Source organism: Streptomyces sp. ISL-1 (assembly GCF_018614585.1).
GTDB classification, from domain to species: domain Bacteria; phylum Actinomycetota; class Actinomycetes; order Streptomycetales; family Streptomycetaceae; genus Streptomyces; species Streptomyces maoxianensis.
Genome location: NZ_JAGGOI010000032.1, coordinates 270,849 through 290,826 on the forward strand (window position 1 = coordinate 270,849; position 19,978 = coordinate 290,826).

Here is a 19,978-nt window from a genome sequence, read left to right on the forward strand (position 1 = left end):
CCTTCCGCCCATGCCGACACATGCGCGGGGCACCCGCCTGACGAGCAGATCGCTGGTGGCGGCGGCCTCGGCCGCCCTGATGGCCATGACCCTGGCCCCGACAGGCGCCCAGAGCGCGCCCGTACGGGAGAGCAGACCCGTCTACTCGTACGACAACGCGATCCGTGAGTCCGTATGGGTGGACACCCGGATCGACGCGGACGGCGACGGCCGGACCGATCGGGTCGCCGTCGACATCGTCCGGCCGCGTGAACCCGCGCGGCAGGGCCGGAAGATCCCCGTGATCATGGACGCCAGTCCGTACTACTCCTGCTGCGGACGCGGCAACGAGAGCCAGAAGAAGACCTACGACGCGAATGGCAACCCCGTCCAGTTCCCGCTCTTCTACGACAACTTCTTCGTCCCGCGCGGGTACGCCTTCGTCGCCGTCGACCTGGCGGGCACCAACCGCTCCGACGGCTGCGTCGACGTCGGCGGCCGCTCCGACATCCAGTCCGCCAAGGCCGTGGTCGACTGGCTGAACGGCCGCGGCCGCGGATACACCACCCGCACCGGCGACGAGCGTGCCCGGGCCGGCTGGAGCACCGGAAACACCGGCATGATCGGCAAGAGTTACGACGGCACGATCGCCAACGGCGTCGCCGCCACCGGAGTCGAGGGGCTCAAGACGATCGTTCCGATCGGCGCCATCTCCTCCTGGTACGACTACTACTTCGCCAAGGGCGCCCCGCTCTACAACTCGGGCCCCGAATGGCTCTCCGACTACGTCGAGAGCCCCGACGCCCGCGCCCGCTGCCAGGCCGTCCAGCAGCGTCTGGTCGACGAGGCGCCCCGCAACGGTGATCTGACCCGGCTGTGGAACGAGCGCGACTACGTTCCCGACGCGGAGAACGTCGAGGCCAGCGTCTTCGCCGTGCACGGCATGCAGGACCTCAACGTCCGCTCCAAGCACCTCGGCCAGTGGTGGGACGCCCTCGCAGACGAGGGCGTGGAGCGCAAGGTCTGGCTCTCGCAGACCGGGCACGTCGACCCGTTCGACTTCCGCCGCGCCGAGTGGGTCAGCACCCTGCACCGCTGGTTCGACCACTACCTCCTCGGCTACGACAACGGCATCGACCGCGAGCCGATGGCCGACATCGAGCGCGCCCCCGACCAGTGGTCCACCGACCGCGTCTGGCCGCCCCGGTCCACCGACACCACCAGCCTCCGCCCGGACAAGGGCGCGGCGGCGGGCGTCGGAACCCTGAGTCTGGAGCCGGCACGCCCGGGCGTGACCGAGACCTTCACCGACGACCCGACGCTCGACGAGACCGACTGGGCCTCCCAGATCGACCGGTCGACATCCTCCAAGGCCGGGTTCATCACCAAGCCCTTCGGCCGTGACCTGCGGCTGTCCGGCTCCTCCAGGGTGAGCATCACTGCCACACCGTCCACCACCAGCGCCCATCTCTCCGCCGTCCTCGTCGACCTCGGCCCCGACACCATCCGCGACTACGCGGCGGCCGGCGAAGGCATCACCACCCTTGCCGAACGCAGCTGCTGGGGCGCGAGCACCCCGGGCGACAGCTCCTGCTTCAAGGAGACCAAGGCCCGCACGGCAGCCGTCGACTACACGGTCTTCAGCCGCGGCTGGGCGGACCTCGGCAACTACGCCTCTGACGCGAAGGGCCGCCCGCTGACCCCCGGCACGGCGTACACCATCACCCTCGATCTGCACGCGAGTGACCATGTCGTCCCGGCCGGGCACCGGCTCGCCCTGATCGTCGGCGGCACGGACAGGGACCTCATCGACCCGCCCGCGAGCACCCCGGCGCTCACCCTCGATCTGGCCCGTACATCGGCGAAGCTGCCGATCGTCGGCGGCGCCGCCGCCTTCGTACGCGCCACCGCGGGGTCCACCGAGTACCTCACCCCGCGCGAAGCCCGGCTCAGCGGTGTGGCCGAGCCGCGTCCCATCCGCCCGATCCCTGGAGGCGACAGCCGATGACGTCCCGTATCCGCATGCTGGCCATGACAGCCACCGCGGCAGCGCTTGCCGTGCCGCTGGTCACGGCGCCGGCCGAGGCGGCGCACAGCGTGCCCCGCACCGGCTTCGAGACCAGCCAGGGCGCGCGCTGGACCAGCCAGCCGGAGGAGCAGACGTTTCTGGCCGCCGTCGACCGCGGCAGCGACCGGGTCTCAGTCGGCCGGATCGGCACCACGAAGCAGGGCCGGCCCCTCCAGCTCGTACGCATCGGCGCTCAGCACGCCGCGAACACAGTCCTGCTGATCTGTACTCAGCACGGCGACGAGCCCTCGGGCCGCGACGCCTGCCTCAGCACGATCCGCGATCTCGCCTACGCCAGGGACGGCGAAACCCGCCGACTGCTGTCCCGTACGAGAATCCTCGTCGTCCCCACCGCCAACCCGGACGGACGGGCCGCGGACACCCGGGGCAACTCAGACGGGGTCGACATCAACCGCGACCACATCGCCCTGAAGACCGCCGAGGCCAGGGCGATGGCAACCGTCATCCGCGACCAACGCCCTGACGTCGTCTACGACCTGCACGAGTACGGCGCCACCCCGCCGTACTACGACAAGGACCTCTTCGACCTCTGGCCGCGCAACCTCAACACCGACGCCAAGGTCCACCAGGAGTCGCAGAACCTCTCCGCACGCCATGTCCGCCCGGCCGCGCACGACAGCGGCTTCAGCACCGGCACCTATGGCATCTGGACCGACCCGGTCACCGGCGACCCCATCAAGCAGACAGCGGGTGACGGCCAGGAGCGCATCCTGCGCAATGCCTCGGGCGTCAAGAACGCCCTGGGCCTGCTCATCGAGAGCCGGGTCGACCCCCTCACCGAGGAGGAGAAGGCCGACCCGGCGCTGAACAACCGGCGCCGGGTCGACAGCCAACTGGCCGCTCTGGACGGCCTGCTGACCTTCGCCGACGAACGGCGCGGCCGGATCGAGGCGGCGACCGCGGCCGCGAGGCTGGCCGGCTTCAGGGACCGCGGTCCGGTCTATCTGGGCGGCGCCGACAACGACCCCGCGACGGCCGAGGAGACCCTTGAGGATCCGCCCTGCGGCTACCGCCTCGACGCGGCGCAGTACGCGGATGTGGGGGACGAGCTGACGCTGCACGGCGTCGTGTCGAGGCCGGACGGGGACGGGGCGTTCGTACCGCTGCGCCAGTCCCAGCGCGCACTGATTCCGCTTCTTCTCGATTCCCGTGCGACATACCACCTCACAGCGGGACAGCCGTTCACTGCCTGTTGAGGGCGGTGGCGTGCATGACTTGTGGTATCGGGTAGCCGAGGAGCGAAAGCAGGTTCCGCCAAACCGTGAGGGGTGCCACTCGTGTCGCAAGACGAAACGCAACCGGGAGACCGGGGAGAGCGGCCGGTGACGGCAGATCTCCCCGCCCATCCTCATGAGACCGAGCGCGCCAGGACCGACCGGCTGGTCTTCGGCGTCACTGCCGTCCTCACCATCGCCTTCGTGGTGTGGGGCGCCGTTGCCACCGAATCTCTCGAGAGCGTCTCCAGCAGGATGCTGAGCGGGCTGATCCACAACGGCGGTTGGGCGTTCGTGCTTGCCGCATCCGGCTTTGTGGTCTTCGCGCTCTGGCTCGCCATCAGCCGCTACGGCAAGATCCCGCTCGGGCAGGAGGGCGAGGGCCCGGAGTTCAGGACGGTGTCCTGGGTCGCCATGATGTTCAGCGCGGGCATGGGCATCGGCCTGATGTTCTACGGAGTGGCCGAGCCGCTCGCCCACTTCACCAAGCCGCCGCCCGGCACCGCCCCCGCCGACTCGGCGGAAGCGATGCAGACGGCCATGGCCACCACGCTCTTCCACTGGACCCTGCACCCCTGGGCGATCTACGCCGTCGTCGGACTCGCCATCGCCTACAGCAGCTACCGCCGCCGCAGGCGACAGACCGTCAGCGCGGTCTTCGTGCCGCTCATCGGCGAGAAGCACGCCTACGGCGCACCCGGCCGGGTCATCGACATCCTCGCGATCTTCGCGACGCTCTTCGGCTCGGCGGCCTCGCTCGGCCTCGGCACCCTGCAGATCGGCAGCGGCTTCCAGGAGCTGGGCTGGATGGAGAAGGTCAGCACCGGTCTGCTCGTCGGCATCATCGCGGTGCTGACCGTGGCGTTCGTCGCGTCCGCGGTCTCCGGCATCGAGAAGGGCATCCAGTGGCTGTCCAACATCAATATGGTGCTGGCGCTGCTGCTCGTCGTCTTCGTCTTCGCCGCCGGGCCGACCATCCTCATCCTCGATCTGCTGCCGACGTCGATCTTCGCCTACTTCGGTGATCTGCCACAGCTCGCCGGCCGCACCGAGGCCAGCGGCGGCGAGGGCGTCGCCGACTGGCTGGGCAGCTGGACGGTCTTCTACTGGGCCTGGTGGATCTCCTGGACCCCGTTCGTCGGGATGTTCATCGCCAGGATCAGCCGGGGGCGCACGATCCGTCAGTTCGTCGGCGGGGTCATCCTGGTGCCGAGCACCGTCAGCCTGGTGTGGTTCGCGGTCTTCGGCGGTACGGCCATGAAGCTGCAGGAACAGGGGAAGCTCCGTGGCGAGACGACGCCGGAGGGCCAGCTCTTCGGCGTGCTGCAGCAGTATCCGATTGCCACGGCCATGAGCCTGCTGGTGATGATCCTGGTCGCCATCTTCTTCGTGTCGGGCGCGGACGCCGCGTCCATCGTGATGGGGACGCTTTCGCAGCAGGGCTCGTTCGAACCCAGCAGGCTGGTGGTCGTCTTCTGGGGCATGGTGACAGGTGCCGTCGCGGCGATCATGCTGCTCATCGGGAACGGAAAGGGCGACGCACTGGCGGGACTGCAGAATCTGACGATCCTGGTGGCCGCGCCGTTCGTGATCGTCATGGTGGGCATGTGCATGGCGCTGATGCGGGATCTGCGCCACGACCCGCTGATCGTGCGCGGCGAGATCGGGGTCGAGGCTGTGGGGTCGGCGGTGATCGCGGGCCACAAGAATTACGACGGCGACTTCGAGATCCGGATCGGGCCGGGCGAGGGGCCGGAGGACGACCAGAAACCGATGGGAACCCGTTGATCAATTCGGCTGAGGTTACCGGTTGGTCCCGGCTCACGGTGTCGCCCGCTCCGTCACGACCGGGGCGGGCGGTGCCGCTCAGGGCGCCGGGTCCGCCCGGCGCACCAGGCGGGCCGCCGCCTGGGCGCAGCCCCAGGCGACCGTCACCCCGGCGCCGCCATGGCCGTAGTTGTGGACCAGAACACCGCCGCCCGGCAGCGGCTCGGCCTCGATGCGTACCCCTTGCGGCCTCGCAGGGCGCAGCGCCGCCCGGTGTCCGAGGATCCGCGCCCCCGCGATCTCGGGACGGATCCGCGCACAACGCGCCACGATCTGCTCGGCCGTCGCCGGATCGGGCGTGAGGCGCCAGTCGTCGTCCTCCGCGGTGCCGCCCAGAATCAGCCTCCCGGGCTGCGGAAAGAAGTACGTCGTTGTGGCCGAGGCGTGGTCGGCCGCGGTGAACCACTCCTCGATGCCCGGGTTCTCCACCAGCACCAACTGCCCCCGTACCGGGCGCAGTTGATCATCCAAGGCCAACTCGCGCGCGCCGAGCCCGGTGCAGTTGACCACGACCCGCGCCCGCTTCGCCGCCTGTGCGAAGGAGTTGACCGTACGCAGCTCAACCGTGCCGCCCGCGGCCTCGAAGCGCCGCCGCAGCCAGCCCCGATGAACGGGCATGTCGATCAGCGGGATCCGGGCCCACGGCCCGCCGGCGTATCCGTCGGGCAGCTCATCGGCCTCCGCCTCGCGCAACCCCCCCACCTGCGTGGCCCACGGCCCCAGATCCGCCGGCCGTACATCGGCGTGTATGCCCGCGACCAGCCGGACACCGGTCTCCTCGGGGCGGGCGGCGAGCTTCTCGTACACCCGCAGCGACGCGAGCGACCAGTCGCCGACCAGCTCCTGCGGCTCGATGCGGTACGGCCACCACAGCGCGCCCGCCACCGCCGATGTCGTCTCCTCCGCGGGCTCCCGCGTCCACATGTGTACGCCACGGCCACTCTCCGCGAGCACGACCGCGGTCGTCAGCCCGACGACCCCGCCGCCCACCACCAACACATCGCCGCTCATGCCGGGACGGTAGCCGAATGTCCGTTGCCGCGGCCGGCCGTGCTCAGAACACTGCACAGGTGGGGATACTCAGGATATGTCTGCCGTGTACGCGACCTTCGGGCTGGCGCCGGCGATGCGCGCCGGGGGAGTCCGCGCCGATGGTGGCCACCAAGTGCACCGGGACTTCATGGACTTCATCGTCGACGGGCGGCCGCTGCTCTTCCAGCTCGCCGACCTCGACGCCGTCTCGCCGCTGGCCTCCGACGTGCCCCCGGCGATCTTCACCGCGCAGGTGCGCACGCTGCTGCTGGAGGCGCGGGCGCCACTGGCGGGAGGCCGCTGTGTGATCTACGGCTGCCCCGAGTGCGAGGACATCCGGTGCGGAGCGGTGACGGCAGTCATCGAGCGCGACGAGGACGACTTCGTGTGGCGGGACTTCGCCTGGCAGACATCCGGGACGGCTGACCTGGAACTCAACGGCTACCACGGGATAGGGCCGTTCCGCTTCCGCGGCGACGCCTACCGCGCCGAGCTGGAACGCCTGCTGCTGGACGGCGACGGGGACGCGGCGCCGGTCCGCCGCCGGGTCCTGCTGATCGGTGCGCGGGTCGCGGTACTGGCCAGGCTGGCCGCGGCCCTGCGGACCATCGGCATCGGTGCGGACATCACCCACCGCGCCACGGGGGTCCCGGCGGAGGAACTGCGCACCTATGGCGCGGTCGCGTTCGGCCGCGCGGTCACGACGCAGGAGCGCGCGGCCGTGCGCGCGGAGTTCGAGGCGGCGGGCCTGGAGGTGGCTTACGTGGACGGCCTCGCCCCGATCGTCCCACTGCTGGTCGCCCAGATAGAACACGCCCTGGACTGCACGCCGTTGGAGCGCCGCAGACTGAGCCGGCTGACAACGACCCCCGGCACGGCGGACGTCGAGGTGACCACGCCGTGCCGGGTGCGACTGATGGCGTACCGCCTGGACCGGCTGCACCGGACGCATACGCGGGAGGTGTTCGACGGCGCGCTGGAGCCGGGTGAGCACCGAATTCCGGTGGACGGCCGGGCGGCGAAGGGGCAATCCTTCGTTGTGGCGCGCACCTTGGGGAGCGTGCTGGTCGCACCGATGGTGCACTGACGCCGACGATGGCCCGGGCGAGCCGCCAATCGCCTCGCATGATGCATCGAGTAAACCGGATCCTTGCCTACCGCAGACCCGCCCCGGGTGGACGCAACCGGAGCCTTGCCGATCGCGGACCCGCCCCGGGTGGACGAAGGCGTCAGCGAGCGCCCTGGACGCGATGAGCGGCCGCAAGCACGGGCCCGCCATTCGGACCCGTACCCGCGAGGAACTACGCCGCACCCGTCGCCCGCGCGCCCACTCCTGCTGGGACCACCTCTACGCCGCGCCCCTCTGGCCGCTCCACGGCGCCAACCTGGGCACCCTCGCCCGTACCTGTGACGCCGTCGGCGCCTGCCTCACCGTGCCGCGCTTTCCCTGGGTGCCCGAGGCCCTGGCCCGCGGTAACACCCTGCGCAAACCGCTCTGTGTCCACTGGACGGGAGACCCGCTGAACTGGCTGGCCAAGCAGCGGGAGCGGGGCGCCCGGATCGTCGGGGTGGAGCTCGCCGACGAGGCGATCAGGCTCGCCGATCTGCCTGCCGCACGGCAGCCCACCGTCATGGTCCTCGGCCATGAACAGCACGGCATCCCGCCCGAGGCGCTCGACCTGCTCGACGAGTGCGTCGAGATCCCGATGCTCGGCACGGGAGCGAGCCTCAATGTGGCGGTTGCCGGCTCGCTGGGCCTCTACCGTCTGGCTGGCCTCCTGTGACCCGGCCGGGGGGGGGCTTACGGGCACGGTCCCCGAAACACCCCCCATGCCCACGCGGCTAGGATCGGCCCCCTCATGACTGCAACCCTCGTCGCCAAAGATCTCGCCGCCGGACACGGCGACCGCTCGCTCTTCTCCGGGCTCGACCTTGTCGTCGCCCCCGGCGATGTGATCGGCCTCGTCGGTGCCAACGGCGCCGGCAAATCGACCCTGCTGCGCCTCCTCGCCGGACTCGACCGGCCCGAGCAGGGCGAGCTGAAGCTCTCGCCGCCCGCCGCCACCGTCGGCCATCTCCCTCAGGAGCCCGAGCGCCGGGCGGGTGAGACCGTACGGGACTTCCTCGCCCGCCGGACCGGCGTCGCCGCCGCTCAGCGCGCCATGGACGAGGCGACCCAGGCGCTCGTCGAAGGCGCGCCCGGCGCCGACGACGCCTACGCCGACAGCCTGGAGCGCTGGCTCGCCCTGGGCGGCGCGGACCTCGACGAGCGCGCCGGCGAGGTCGCCGACTCGCTGGGCCTCACCATCGGGCTCGACCTGCCGATGACCGCGCTCTCCGGCGGCCAGGCCGCCCGCGCCGGCCTCGCCTCGCTGCTTCTTTCGCGGTACGACGTCTTCCTGCTCGACGAGCCGACCAACGACCTCGACCTGGACGGCCTGGACCGGCTTGAGACGTTCGTCCAGGGCCTGCGGGCCGGCACGGTCGTTGTCAGCCACGATCGCGAGTTCCTGACCCGCACGGTCACCAAGGTCCTCGAACTCGATCTCGCGCAGCAGGAGATCACCCTGTACGGCGGCGGATATGCCGCATATCTCGAGGAGCGGGACACCGCACGCCGGCACGCCCGCGAGGACTTCGACGAGTACGCCGACAAGAAGTCGGCGCTCCAAGGCCGTGCCCAGATGCAGCGTTCCTGGATGGACAAGGGCGTCAAGAACGCCCGCCGCAAGGCGACCGACAGCGACAAGCTCGGCCGTAAGTTCCGCAGCGAGGCGAGCGAGAAGCAGGCCGCGAAGGCCCGCCAGACGCAGCGCATGATCGAACGCCTCGACACCGTGGAGGAGCCCCGCAAGGAGTGGGAGCTGCGCATGGAGATCGCTTCCGCGCCGCGCTCAGGCTCGGTCGTCGCGACCCTCCGCGACGCCGAGATCCTCCGCGGCGACTTCACCTTCGGCCCGGCCTCGCTCCAGATCGACTGGGCCGACCGGGTCGCCATCACCGGCGCCAACGGTGCGGGCAAGTCCACACTGCTCGCCGCCCTCCTCGGGCGGCTCGCCCTCGACGCGGGCCACGCCACGCTCGGCTCCGGCGTGGTGGTCGGCGAGGTCGATCAGGTCCGCGGTCTGTTCTACGGCACCGAGACCCTGCTCGACGCCTTCTGCGCGGCCGTCCCCGACACCGAACCGGCCGAAGTCCGCACCCTGCTGGCCAAGTTCGGCCTCAAGGCGGACCATGTGCTGCGCCCGGCGACCACGCTCTCCCCGGGCGAACGCACCCGCGCAGCGCTGGCGCTGCTGCAGGGCCGCGGCGTCAATCTCCTCGTACTCGACGAGCCGACGAACCACCTCGACCTGCCGGCGATCGAGCAGCTCGAGTCCGCGCTGGAGACGTACACCGGCACGCTGCTGCTGGTCACGCATGACCGCCGGATGCTCGACGCGGTCCACACCACGCGCCGTATCGAGGTTTCCGCGGGCAAGGTGACAGAGGCCTGAGGCCCGACGCTCAACGCAGCCGCATGCGTGGGCACCCGCGCGAGGGGCCCCGTCGCCGGCCGGCGACGGGGCTCATCTGCGTTTCTCAGCGGCGCCGCTCGGGATCCGCGAGACCGGCCCGCCGCAGCGCGTCCGCCATCGCGCTGTTGGCCGGCGGCGGAGCCTGGCGGTCGCCGCCACGGTTCCCGCCGCGGTCTGCACCCCGGTCGCCGCCACGGTTCCCGCCGCGGTCTGCACCCCGGTCGCCGCCACGGTTCCCGCCGCGGTCTGCACCCCGGTCACCGCCGCGGTCACCGCCGCGGTCACCGCCGCGGTCGCCTCCGCGACTGCCCTGCTGACGGCGCTGCTGCGGCGGACGGCCGCCGCGCTCACCCTTCTCCCGCTGTCGCGGGCCCGCGCCGCCCTCTTCCTTGGGCGCGGCCTCGTCCTCCAGCCGCAGCGTCAGCGCGATCCGCTTGCGCGGGATGTCGACGTCGAGAACCTTCACCTTCACCACGTCGCCCGGCTTCACCACGTCCCGCGGGTCCTTGACGAACGTCTTCGACATCGCCGACACATGGACCAGGCCGTCCTGGTGGACGCCTACGTCCACGAAAGCCCCGAAGGCGGCGACATTGGTCACCACGCCCTCCAGCACCATCCCCGGCGCCAGGTCGCCGATCTTCTCCACGCCCTCCTTGAAGGTGGCCGTCTTGAACGCCGGCCGCGGATCGCGTCCAGGCTTTTCCAGCTCCCGCAGAATGTCCGTCACCGTCGGCAGACCGAACGTCTCGTCCACATAGTCGGCCGGCTTCAGGGACCGCAGCACCGGCGCGTTCCCGATCAGTGAAGCGACCGCCTCGCCCGCCGTCTTCACCATGCGCCGCACCACCGGATACGCCTCCGGGTGCACGCTGGAGGCGTCCAGCGGGTCTTCCCCGCCCCGGATCCGCAGGAAGCCCGCGCACTGCTCGTACGCCTTCGGGCCGAGCCGCGCCACATCCTTGAGGGCGCGGCGGGAGCGGAACGGACCGTTCGAGTCGCGGTGCGCGACGATGTTCTCGGCGAGCCCGGTGCCGATGCCCGATACCCGTGAAAGCAGCGGCGCGGAGGCGGTGTTGACGTCCACGCCGACGCCGTTCACACAGTCCTCGACGACCGTGTCCAGCGACCGGGACAGCTTCACCTCGGACAGATCGTGCTGGTATTGGCCGACCCCGATCGACTTCGGGTCGATCTTCACGAGTTCGGCCAGCGGGTCCTGGAGGCGGCGAGCGATGGAGACGGCGCCGCGCAGCGACACATCCATGTCGGGCAGCTCCTGCGAGGCGAACGCGGACGCGGAGTACACCGATGCGCCCGCCTCCGAGACCATCACCTTGGTGAGGTTCAACTCCGGGTGCTTCGCGCACAGTTCACCGGCGAGCTTGTCGGTCTCCCGCGATGCCGTGCCGTTGCCGATCGCGATCAGATCGACGGAGTGCTCCTTGGCGAGCCGCGCCAGTTTCGCCAGTGACTCGTCCCACCTGTTCGCCGGGACGTGCGGGTGGATGACGTCCGTGGCGACGACCTTGCCGGTCGAGTCGACGACAGCGACCTTCACGCCCGTACGGAAACCGGGGTCGAGCCCCAGCGTCGCCCGCGTGCCCGCCGGCGCGGCCAGCAGCAGATCCCGCAGATTCGCCGCGAAGACCCGGACCGCCTCGTCCTCCGCCGCCGTACGCAGCCGCAGCCGCAGGTCGATCCCCAGATGCACCAGGATCCGCGTCCGCCAGGCCCAACGCACCGTGTCAACGAGCCACTTGTCGCCCGGGCGCCCGCGGTCGGCGACGTCGAAGCGCCGGGCGATCATCCCCTCGTACGCCGAAGGGCCCGGCTGCTCGCCCGGCTCCTCCGGCTCGAGCACCAGGTCGAGGATTTCCTCCTTCTCGCCACGGAACATGGCGAGCACCCGGTGAGAGGGCAGCTCAGTGAACGGCTGCGCGAAGTCGAAGTAGTCCGCGAACTTCGCGCCCGGCCCCTCTTTGGCGTCGCCTTTGCCCTCGCGCACCTTCGCGGCCAGCCGGCCGCGCGTCCACATCCGCTCGCGCAGCTCGCCGATCAGGTCGGCATCCTCGGAGAAACGCTCCGTCAGGATCGCCCGCGCGCCGTCCAGCGCGGCGGCGGCGTCCGCGACCCCCTTGTCGGCGTCGACGAAGGCCGCCGCGGCGGCGAGCGGCTCCGCCGACGGGTCGCCGAGCAGCCCGTCGGCGAGCGGCTCAAGACCTGCCTCGCGTGCGATCTGCGCCTTGGTGCGCCGCTTCGGCTTGAACGGCAGGTAGATGTCCTCAAGGCGCGCCTTGGTGTCGGCGGCCCGGATCCGGGCCGCCAGCGCCTCGTCCAGTTTGCCCTGCTCGCGCACGGACTCCAGGATCGCGGTCCGCCGTTCCTCCAGCTCCCGCAGGTAGCGCAGCCGCTCCTCGAGCGTGCGCAGCTGCGCGTCGTCGAGCATCTCGGTCGCTTCCTTGCGGTAGCGCGCGATGAACGGCACGGTCGACCCGCCGTCGAGCAGCTCGACGGCCGCCCTCACCTGCCGCTCGCGTACGCCGAGCTCCTCGGCGATCCTGCCTTCGATGGACGTCGTCACGGTTCCCCGACTCGCCTTCTCATGCTGGCTGTGCTGGCTGTGCTTGAGAGTGCATTGTGCCGGGTGGCCGGGTGCCGTGTCGCCCGGCGGCTCAGCCGTGGCGCGTCCGGCCGCCGCGCGAGGCTCCGCCGAAGAGCCGGGCCAGTGCACGGAAGGGCAGTGTGACCACTGTGGCGATCGCGGAGCCGATCTGCCGGAGTACGTCTGCGATGGCGCTGAACAAGGGAACCTCCAGTGACTGGTGACTGTCACGGCTCGGGTACCCCGCGGGACCTCGGTAAACGTCAGCCCTTGCCGGTCAGGTCCGCAGGGAAGGCGCCGGAGGCCACCGCGGTCGTCAGGAGGCCGCGCGCCAGCTCGGTCAGCCGCTCGACTTCCTCCGCTCCCAGGTGCTCGTACGGGGCGAGGTCGATACGGTCCGTGTGCTCCTCCAGCTCCGCTCGCAGCCGTACGCCGTCCTCGGTCAACTCGCCCGCGGCGTCCAGGAGCCCACGCCCCCGGAGCCGACCCTCGGCGGCCTCCCAGTCGGCGCGCCGCCAGCCGCGCGTGCCCAGGATCCAGCGCGGAGCCATGCCCTTGCCGGTGGCTGTGTGGCTCACCAGCGCCTCGAGGGGGTCGAGCCCCGCCGAGAGCAGCGCCGTGAGGTGGCCGTCGCCGCGGTGCTCGCGCAGCAGGGTCGCGGCATGCCAGTAGGCGAGATGCGGCTCCTCGGGCACCGGCAGGTCGGCGTGCGCGGCGTACAGCGGCCGGGCGTGGCGTGTGCACGCCTCGGCGGCGCGCAGCGCGAGCCGCGCCGCTTCCGCCAGCTCCTTCGACGCGATGACCTCCTCGCCCAGCAGCCTCCGCAGCGTGCTGTCGACGGCGCGCAGCCGGGCCTCCAGCACCGCCTCGGGAGAGGCGATGTCCCATACGGCCGGCAGATGCCGGGCGACCAGCTCATGGCTGAAGTTGTAGAAGGCCGCGGTGACCGTGCCCGGCCCGACGGCGCCCATCGCCGCGCCGCGACCGGCGAAGTAGGCGGCCCTCGCGTCCTCGATGCCGAGCTGCGCGAGTTCGTCGGTGAAGTCGGGCGAGAAGTAGACCGTCGAGTGCAGCGGGTTGAGGGCATTGTGGCAGCGGCGTCCCGCGCGCGGAGGCAGAGAGATCATACCCGGCACGTTACCGACTGGTCGGTACGCTGTGAAGAGCGGGGGCCGGACGGTACGACCCGCAGCCGCCGTACGACGCGGGCTCGCCGCAGACGGCGCCTGCCGAGATCGTCGCGCACTGGCGCGGCCAGGCGCAGACGCTCACACAGTCCAGGTGAAACGGGGCGCCCTGCGCTCCAGGAAGGCGGCGATCCCTTCCGCGGGGTCGCCGCTGGCGCGCGCCTGCTCCGCCCAGTGGGCGTCCCGGTCGGTGTGGCCCGTCGCGAACTCCTTCGCGGCGGCCTGGGTCAGCTGTGAGCGCGAGGCGACGATCCTGGTGAACTCCGCCGTGCGCTTGCCCAGTTCGCCCGCCGGCAGCACCTCGTCCACCAGACTGGTGCGCAGCGCCCGGTCCGTGTCGATCAACTCTCCCGAGAAGAGCAGATACTTCGCGGCGGCGGGGCCCACCAGAGAGACCAGCCGCCGCGTCGTAGAGGCCGGATAGACGATCCCGAGCTTCGCCGGAGTGACTCCGAACAGCGCGCCTTCCTCCGCGAACCGCAGATCGCAGGCCGCGGCGAGCTGGCAGCCGCCGCCCACGCAGTAGCCGCGGACGGCGGCGAGCGTCGGTTTCGGGAACGCGGCGAGCGCCTCCTCCGCGCGTACGGCAAGGGTCTGCGGATTCTCGCCGGGCTCACGCAGTGAGGAGATGTCGGCCCCGGCGCAGAAGGTCGCGCCTTCGCCGGTCAGCACCAGCGCACGTACCGCCGTGTCCGCCGCCAGCCGCGCGAGCAGGTCGGGAAGCGCCCGCCACATCCCCGCGGTCATGGCATTGCACTTGGCGGGATTGCTGATGACAACGGTGGCGACCCCGTCAGCGACGGTATGGGTCAACTGCGGCTGCGACCGCTCCCTCGGCTCCATGCGCCGGATGCTATCCGCCGGACCCGAACCTATGATCAAGAAGGGGGTCTCGGCAAGGAGGCAGCGATGGCCGATACCACCCAGGACGTCAAGAAGCTGAGCCGCAGTTTCGCCCGGCTGGTGGTGCTGGGCGCGATTCTCGTCATCGGCGGTGTCGTCGGCCTCATCTACACCGGTGTCGCGACCCTCACCTCGATGCTGCTCTTCGGCTGGCTACTGCTGATCGGCGGCGTGGTCGGCCTGCTGAACGCGGTCCAGTGGCGGAAAAGCAACTACTTCTGGCTGGGTGTGGTGGTCGCCGCACTGAACATCGCGGCCGGAGTGGTCGTCCTGCGCCACCCGGAGGGCACGGCGCAGACGCTGACCATGTTCGCCGCCCTGCTGTTCCTGACCGGTGGCCTCTTCCGGCTGGTGGGCAGCGTGGTGGTGCGTGGCCCGCAGTTCGGCTGGACGCTGGTGCAGGGAGCCTTCGGTCTGCTGCTGGGCATTCTGGTCCTCGTGGACTGGCCGGAAAGCAGCCGTTACGTCCTGGGCGTCTTCTTCTCGCTGGCCCTGCTCTTCGACGGCCTCGGTCTGATCGCCATCGGGATCGGCGGCCGGCAGGTCGTCAGTATGGTCGCGGAGCCGGAGAACCGACCAGAATGAGATGAGGAACAGTCGAACAACTGACGCTGTCATACGCACACGGTCAGAAAGCGTCGATAGAGGCTGAATTCTGTTCAGCAGACCGGTCCGGACCAACCGACTCCCAACACTTATTACTCGATGGTCAGTGGCAGTCGAGCCAGTGGCAGGCGAGCCGAGGGTGGGTGCCGGACTATGGAGAGCCGCGGGAGCGTCCCGGCCCGGCCGCTGCCTTACGAGGGTGTCTGGCGTTTCATCGCTCCTGCCCTCGATGTGTCCGTCCCGCAGGCCCGGCACGCCGTAAGGGATCTGCTGAACCGCCAGGGCGTGCCCGTCGAGGACGATCTCGTCCAGGGGCTGCTGCTGATCGTCTCCGAACTGGTCACCAACGCCGTGCGGCACGCGGCCCTGCTCTCGCCCGAGATCGCCGTAGAGGTCGCCATAGGCGCGGAGTGGATCCGGGTGTCCGTGGAGGACAACCACCCCTATCGGCCCAAGGCGCTGGAGGCGGACTACGGGCAGACCGGCGGTCGCGGTCTGCTGCTCGTGCGCGAGATCACCCTCGAAGCCGGCGGATCCTGCGACGTCGAGCACACCGCGAGCGGCGGCAAGATCATTTGGGCCGCGCTGCCACTGAAGGCGACCGGCGCCACCGTCCCGCTCCAGTAGGGCGCTGCGCCGTCCGTCTCACCAGCCGCCGGAGGGGCCTGTGAGCTCCTTGATCGCCGGGCGGGCCGCATCCAGCACCGTCATGAACCACGCCGAGAACGGCGCCTCGGCATGCCGGTCCATCAGTTCCTTCGGCGTTACGAAGACCGTCTCGCCGACCTCCTCCGGGTCCGGCCGCGGCGGAGCCTGCACCAGACCCACGAAGAGGTGGTTGTACTCCTGCTCCACCAGCCCCGAGTCCGGGTCCGGGTGGTTGTAGCGGACCGTGCCCGCCTCGGCCAGCAGCGAGGGCGAGACCCCGAGCTCCTCGTGCGTACGCCGGGCGGCCGCCGCGAAGGGGGCCTCACCCGGGAACGGGTGGCCGCAGCAGGTGTTCGACCAGACGCCGGGGGAGTGGTACTTGCCCAGCGCGCGGCGCTGCAGCAGCAGCCGCCCGTGCTCGTCGAAGAGGAAGACGGAGAACGCCCGGTGCAGCTGCCCGGGCGCCTGGTGGGCGGAGAGCTTCTCCGCGGTGCCGATGGTATTGCCGTGCTCGTCGACCAGCTCGAGCATGATCGCTTGGGGGGCGCCGTTCGACGAGCTGCTCGCCGCGGTGGCTGGTGAGATCGACATAACCATCCTTCGCATCGGTCCTCGGCCCTCGGGGGCCTGCCCAGTCTGCCGTACAAAAGCGGCTTGTCCGCACTTCGGCAGCCTGGGCATGTCCCCCCGCCGCGTCGGCCGGCGGCGGGGGGAACATTACTCACCAGAAATCATCAGACACCGAACGCCGCCGGATAGTGGATCGTGCCCTGCGGCACCCCCCGGGAACCGTCCAGCACGAGGACCAGCATGGCCTCGTCGGGCACCTCGAAAGCCGGCCTGATTCCGTACCGTGAAGCAGGCTCGAAGCCGAACCTCGGGTAGTACCCGGGATGCCCGAGGACCAGTACGAGCCGCTCCTGGCGGATCCTCGCCACATCGAGCACGGCCCGGACGACCGCCTGCCCCGCGCCGCCCCGCTGGTGCCCGGGAGTCACCGCGACGGGAGCCAGCGCCACCGCGGGCACGTCCCCGATGTGGCAGCGGGTGAGCAGTGCGTACGCCGCGACCGAGCCGTCCGCCGCCTCGGCGACGTACGACATCCCGGGCAGCCACGCGTCGCCGTCCGCGCGCAGAGCGTCCACCAGGCCCGCCTCCTCGGCGGTCGGGAAGGCCGCCGCGTTGACGGCGCGCACGGCCGGGATGTCGGCCGCCCTCTCCGGCCTGGTGTGCCAGCGCGGGTCGGCGGGCCGCAGGACATAGCCGGTGTAGCCGTACTCCGCCGCGTGGTCACGGCGCATCGCGATCTCCGCCCGGGTGGCGGCGAGCGCCTGTGCCATGCCCGGGGCCGAGGAGTCCGCGGCGTCGGCCCGCTCGCATAGCGGGCCGTAGTACTCATCCCAGTCGCTGTCGGGCTGCCGGTGCACCCCGAGGACGGAGTAGCCCGCCGCCACGGCCGCGGAGACGTTCTCGGCGTTCGTACGCAGCGCATAGTGCTGGTCCCAGAAGGCGCGGGCTTCGGCCGAGGGAGCCCCGGCCGTCCACTCGCACTCCGTGAGGACGAGGGAGCCGCCCGGGGCCAGCAGCCGCCGCCACTGCCGCAGAGCGGTGTCGAAACCGATGCTGTAGGCGGAGCTCTCCGCCCAGACGAGGTCGAACGAGCCGTCCGGGAAAGGGAGTTCGGCCATATCGGCTCTGATGGTTCGGATCGTGTCGCCGAGCCCGCGGGCCTCGGCGGTGTGGCGCAGTTCGTCGAGGAACGGCTGGTGCAGATCGACGGCCGTCACCCGTGCACCGGCCTCGCCGGCAAGCAGCAGCGCGCTGCGGCCGGGACCGCAGCCCAGATCGAGCACGCGGGGACGCGTCGGCAGCGGCCCGGCGAGGGTGAGCAGCCGGCGGGAGGTGGAGTCGGAGCCGGGACCCTGCCGCGGAAGGCCGTGGTGCAGGGCGAAGAAGGCGTCATGAACAGCGTTGTCGGACAACGTGGGAACCCTTGAGTGTGTGCGGGCTCCGGCCGGCGTACGCGAAGACGTACGGGAAAGGGTCAGCCGGCAGCCCGGAAGCCGAGGATGGACCGGGTGCTGCGCAGGGCAGCGTTCGCAACGACGGTCATCAACCTCAGCTCCTCTCAAGCGTGTCGGTGAGACTAACAGCCCTCAGAGACAGAGCCTGGCCTCGTGCTCCGCGTGGCCGACCGGCTCCAGTTGGAAGGTGCAGTGCTCCACGTCGAAGTGGCCTCCGATGCACCCCTGCAGAGCGTGCAGTGTCTTCTCGTGCCCGCTCGCGTCCAGGATGTCCTGGCTCACCACCACATGCGCGGAGAGCACCGGCATCCCGGAAGTGATCGTCCAGGCATGCAGGTCGTGCACGTCCTCCACGCCGGGGAGCGCCAGTATGTGCGCCCGCACCTCGCCCATGTCGACGCCCTTCGGGGCCGCCTCCAGCAGGACGTTGAGGGTCTCCCGCAGCAGCTTCACGGTGCGCGGCACGATCATCAGGCCGATCACCAGCGATGCGATGGGGTCGGCGGGCAGCCAGCCGGTCGTGAGGATGATGGCGGCCGAGACCAGCACCGTCAGCGAGCCGAGAGTGTCCGCGAGCACCTCCAGATACGCCCCGCGCACATTGAGGCTCTCCTTCTGGCCCCGCACCAGGATCGAGAGCGAGACCATGTTGGCCAGCAGACCGACTACGGCGAACGCGATCGTCAGCCCGCCCTTGGTCTCGGCCGGGGTGATGAAGCGCTCCACCGCCTCGAAGAGCAGATAGCCGCCGACGCCGAGCAGCAGCAGGCAGTTGGCGAGCGCGGCCAGGATCTCGGCCCGGGCGAAGCCGAAGGTGCGGTTCAGCCCGGCGGGCCGGTTGGCGAAATGGATCGCCAGCAGGGCCATCGCGAGACCGACCCCGTCCGTCGCCATATGCGCGGCGTCGGCGATGAGGGCGAGGGAGCCGGAGAGGATGCCGCCGATGATCTCCAGGACCATCACGCTCAGCGTGATGGCGAGCGCGATGCGCAGCCGTCCCTTGTAGGCCGAGGCCGCGGTGCCGGTCGGCGGCGGCCCGCCGTGCGAATGCCCGTGGTCGTGCCCAGCCCCCATGCGAGACGCCTCCAGGTCGTCGGAATGATCTGCCGAGACCTCAGTCAACTACGGGCGGGGGGTATCCGGCAACACGGCACTGAACACCGTTGTCATAACATCTGACCTGCGGAAACACCCGCAGGTCAGATGCGCTGACAAGATCACTTGATGCGGGCCTCGGGGTGCCGCAGGCACCAGCCCTCCCAGGCCGACTCGACCATCTCGCGCACTCCGCGCGACGCCGTCCAGCCCAGCTCCTTGGCGATCAGATCCACCGAGGCGACGGCCTTGGCGGCGTCGCCCGGACGGCGCGGCTCGATCACCGGCGCCTCGCCGTATCCCGTGATCTCGCGCACCAGATCGGCGAGTTCGCGCACCGAGACGCCGACGCCACGGCCGATGTTGACCGTCAGGTCCCCGGCCTCGTCCTGCTCGGCCAGCCGGCGGGCGACGGCGAGATGGGCGTCGGCAAGGTCCGCGACATGGATGTAGTCACGGATGCAGGTGCCGTCCGGCGTCGGGTAGTCGGCGCCGAAGATCCGAGGTGCCTCACCGCGGGTGATCCGGTCGAAGAACATCGGGATGATGTTGAACACTCCGGTGTCGGCCAGCTCCGGCCGGGCCGATCCCGCCACATTGAAGTAGCGCAGACAAGCCGTGGAAATGGAGTGCGCGTGGCCCGTCGCCCGTACCAGCCACTCGCCCGTCAGCTTGGTCTCGCCGTACGGATTGATCGGCTCGCAGGGGGCGGACTCGGGGATGAGATCCATCTCGGGCACCCCGTACACGGCCGCCGAGGAGGAGAACAGGAAGCGCCGCACACCCGCCGCGACGACCGCGTCGAGGAGCACCGTCAGGCCGTGCACATTCTCCCGGTAGTAGCGCAGCGGCTGCTCGACGGACTCCCCGACCTGCTTTTTCGCCGCGAGATGCACCACACCGGAGACGGCGTGCTCGGCGAGGGTGCGGTCGAGCAGTTCCCGGTCCAGGACCGTGCCACGGACCAGCGGAATCTCCTCGGGCAGCCGATCGGCGATGCCGGACGACACGTCGTCGAGGACGACGACCCGCTCTCCCGCCGCTGCCATGGCCTCCGCCACATGCGCGCCGATGTACCCCGCTCCACCTGTGATCAGCCAAGTCATGCCGGCCAGCCTAGGCCCTGCGGACGCGCGGTTTGTGGGCCGAGGCATTGATCGACGATGATGATCTCGGCGGGCCTCCTGGGGCCCCGGCCATGTCGAGCGGGACGTAAACGGCCAGTGAACTCCCGCCTCCGAGCATCCGATA

17 protein-coding genes are annotated in these 19,978 nt (G+C 70.6%); 8 read left to right on the forward strand and 9 right to left on the reverse strand.

Features of this window, described 5'->3' with window-relative positions:
- Positions 1–10: 10 nt before the first annotated feature.
- From J7E87_RS24120 to J7E87_RS24130, 3 genes are all read left to right on the forward strand, one after another.
- Positions 11–1,987: a Xaa-Pro dipeptidyl-peptidase gene (locus J7E87_RS24120; RefSeq protein WP_215096572.1), complete on the forward strand. Its 1,977-nt coding sequence runs from the start codon at positions 11–13 to the stop codon at positions 1,985–1,987.
- A complete protein-coding gene (locus tag J7E87_RS24125) occupies positions 1,984–3,264 on the forward strand; it encodes a M14 family metallocarboxypeptidase (protein WP_215096573.1) in 1,281 nt (426 codons plus the stop codon). Before J7E87_RS24120 ends, J7E87_RS24125 begins: the two co-directional genes overlap by 4 nt.
- Before the next feature lie 81 nt (positions 3,265–3,345).
- Complete coding sequence (locus J7E87_RS24130; RefSeq protein WP_215096574.1) at positions 3,346–5,070, forward strand: BCCT family transporter; 1,725 nt, start codon at positions 3,346–3,348, stop codon at positions 5,068–5,070.
- 78 nt (positions 5,071–5,148) lie between these two features.
- Here J7E87_RS24130 and J7E87_RS24135 read toward each other — a convergent pair whose 3' ends face one another.
- On the reverse strand, positions 5,149–6,120 hold the full coding sequence (locus J7E87_RS24135; RefSeq protein WP_215096575.1) for an FAD-binding oxidoreductase: 972 nt from the start codon (positions 6,118–6,120) through the stop codon (positions 5,149–5,151).
- A gap of 76 nt (positions 6,121–6,196) precedes the next feature.
- Between J7E87_RS24135 and J7E87_RS24140 the strand changes: the two genes are divergently transcribed.
- From J7E87_RS24140 to J7E87_RS24150, 3 genes are all read left to right on the forward strand, one after another.
- On the forward strand, positions 6,197–7,228 hold the full coding sequence (locus J7E87_RS24140) for an oxidoreductase (protein ID WP_215096576.1): 1,032 nt from the start codon (positions 6,197–6,199) through the stop codon (positions 7,226–7,228).
- A gap of 163 nt (positions 7,229–7,391) precedes the next feature.
- Positions 7,392–7,925: a TrmH family RNA methyltransferase gene (locus tag J7E87_RS24145; RefSeq protein WP_215096577.1), complete on the forward strand. Its 534-nt coding sequence runs from the start codon at positions 7,392–7,394 to the stop codon at positions 7,923–7,925.
- Positions 7,926–8,000: 75 nt separating this feature from the next.
- Entirely contained in the window at positions 8,001–9,638 is a 1,638-nt protein-coding gene (locus J7E87_RS24150; protein ID WP_215096578.1) for an ABC-F family ATP-binding cassette domain-containing protein, read from the forward strand.
- 85 nt (positions 9,639–9,723) lie between these two features.
- On the opposite strand, the gene J7E87_RS24155 is transcribed toward J7E87_RS24150, so the two are convergent.
- From J7E87_RS24155 to J7E87_RS24165, 4 genes are all read right to left on the reverse strand, one after another.
- Positions 9,724–12,243, reverse strand: a complete 2,520-nt coding sequence (locus J7E87_RS24155) for a Tex family protein (RefSeq protein WP_215096579.1) — start codon at positions 12,241–12,243, stop codon at positions 9,724–9,726.
- Positions 12,244–12,334: 91 nt separating this feature from the next.
- Positions 12,335–12,466, reverse strand: a complete 132-nt coding sequence (locus J7E87_RS35375; protein WP_251017898.1) for an LPFR motif small protein — start codon at positions 12,464–12,466, stop codon at positions 12,335–12,337.
- 61 nt (positions 12,467–12,527) lie between these two features.
- On the reverse strand, positions 12,528–13,391 hold the full coding sequence (locus J7E87_RS24160) for a hypothetical protein (protein ID WP_215096580.1): 864 nt from the start codon (positions 13,389–13,391) through the stop codon (positions 12,528–12,530).
- A gap of 141 nt (positions 13,392–13,532) precedes the next feature.
- A complete protein-coding gene (locus J7E87_RS24165; protein WP_215096581.1) occupies positions 13,533–14,294 on the reverse strand; it encodes an enoyl-CoA hydratase/isomerase family protein in 762 nt (253 codons plus the stop codon).
- A 66-nt stretch (positions 14,295–14,360) separates the two neighbouring features.
- On the opposite strand from J7E87_RS24165, the gene J7E87_RS24170 reads away from it, so the two are divergent.
- Together J7E87_RS24170 and J7E87_RS24175 are read left to right on the forward strand one after the other, a co-directional pair.
- On the forward strand, positions 14,361–14,939 hold the full coding sequence (locus tag J7E87_RS24170; protein ID WP_215096582.1) for an HdeD family acid-resistance protein: 579 nt from the start codon (positions 14,361–14,363) through the stop codon (positions 14,937–14,939).
- A 174-nt stretch (positions 14,940–15,113) separates the two neighbouring features.
- Entirely contained in the window at positions 15,114–15,587 is a 474-nt protein-coding gene (locus tag J7E87_RS24175; protein ID WP_215096583.1) for an ATP-binding protein, read from the forward strand.
- Between the two features lie 18 nt (positions 15,588–15,605).
- Here the strand turns inward: J7E87_RS24175 and idi are convergent, their stop codons facing one another.
- The 4 genes from idi to galE all read right to left on the reverse strand — a co-directional run bounded on the left by idi (position 15,606) and on the right by galE (position 19,833).
- The gene (idi, locus tag J7E87_RS24180; protein WP_215096584.1) at positions 15,606–16,199 is read right to left on the reverse strand and encodes an isopentenyl-diphosphate Delta-isomerase; all 594 of its coding nucleotides are present in this window, start codon (positions 16,197–16,199) and stop codon (positions 15,606–15,608) included.
- 143 nt (positions 16,200–16,342) lie between these two features.
- Positions 16,343–17,590 carry a bifunctional class I SAM-dependent methyltransferase/N-acetyltransferase gene (locus J7E87_RS24185; protein WP_215096585.1) on the reverse strand — a complete coding sequence of 416 codons (1,248 nt, stop codon included), beginning with the start codon at positions 17,588–17,590 and terminating at the stop codon, positions 16,343–16,345.
- A gap of 174 nt (positions 17,591–17,764) precedes the next feature.
- A complete protein-coding gene (locus J7E87_RS24190; protein WP_215096586.1) occupies positions 17,765–18,706 on the reverse strand; it encodes a cation diffusion facilitator family transporter in 942 nt (313 codons plus the stop codon).
- A 143-nt stretch (positions 18,707–18,849) separates the two neighbouring features.
- Positions 18,850–19,833, reverse strand: a complete 984-nt coding sequence (gene galE, locus J7E87_RS24195) for a UDP-glucose 4-epimerase GalE (protein WP_215096587.1) — start codon at positions 19,831–19,833, stop codon at positions 18,850–18,852.
- Positions 19,834–19,978 lie beyond the last annotated feature (145 nt).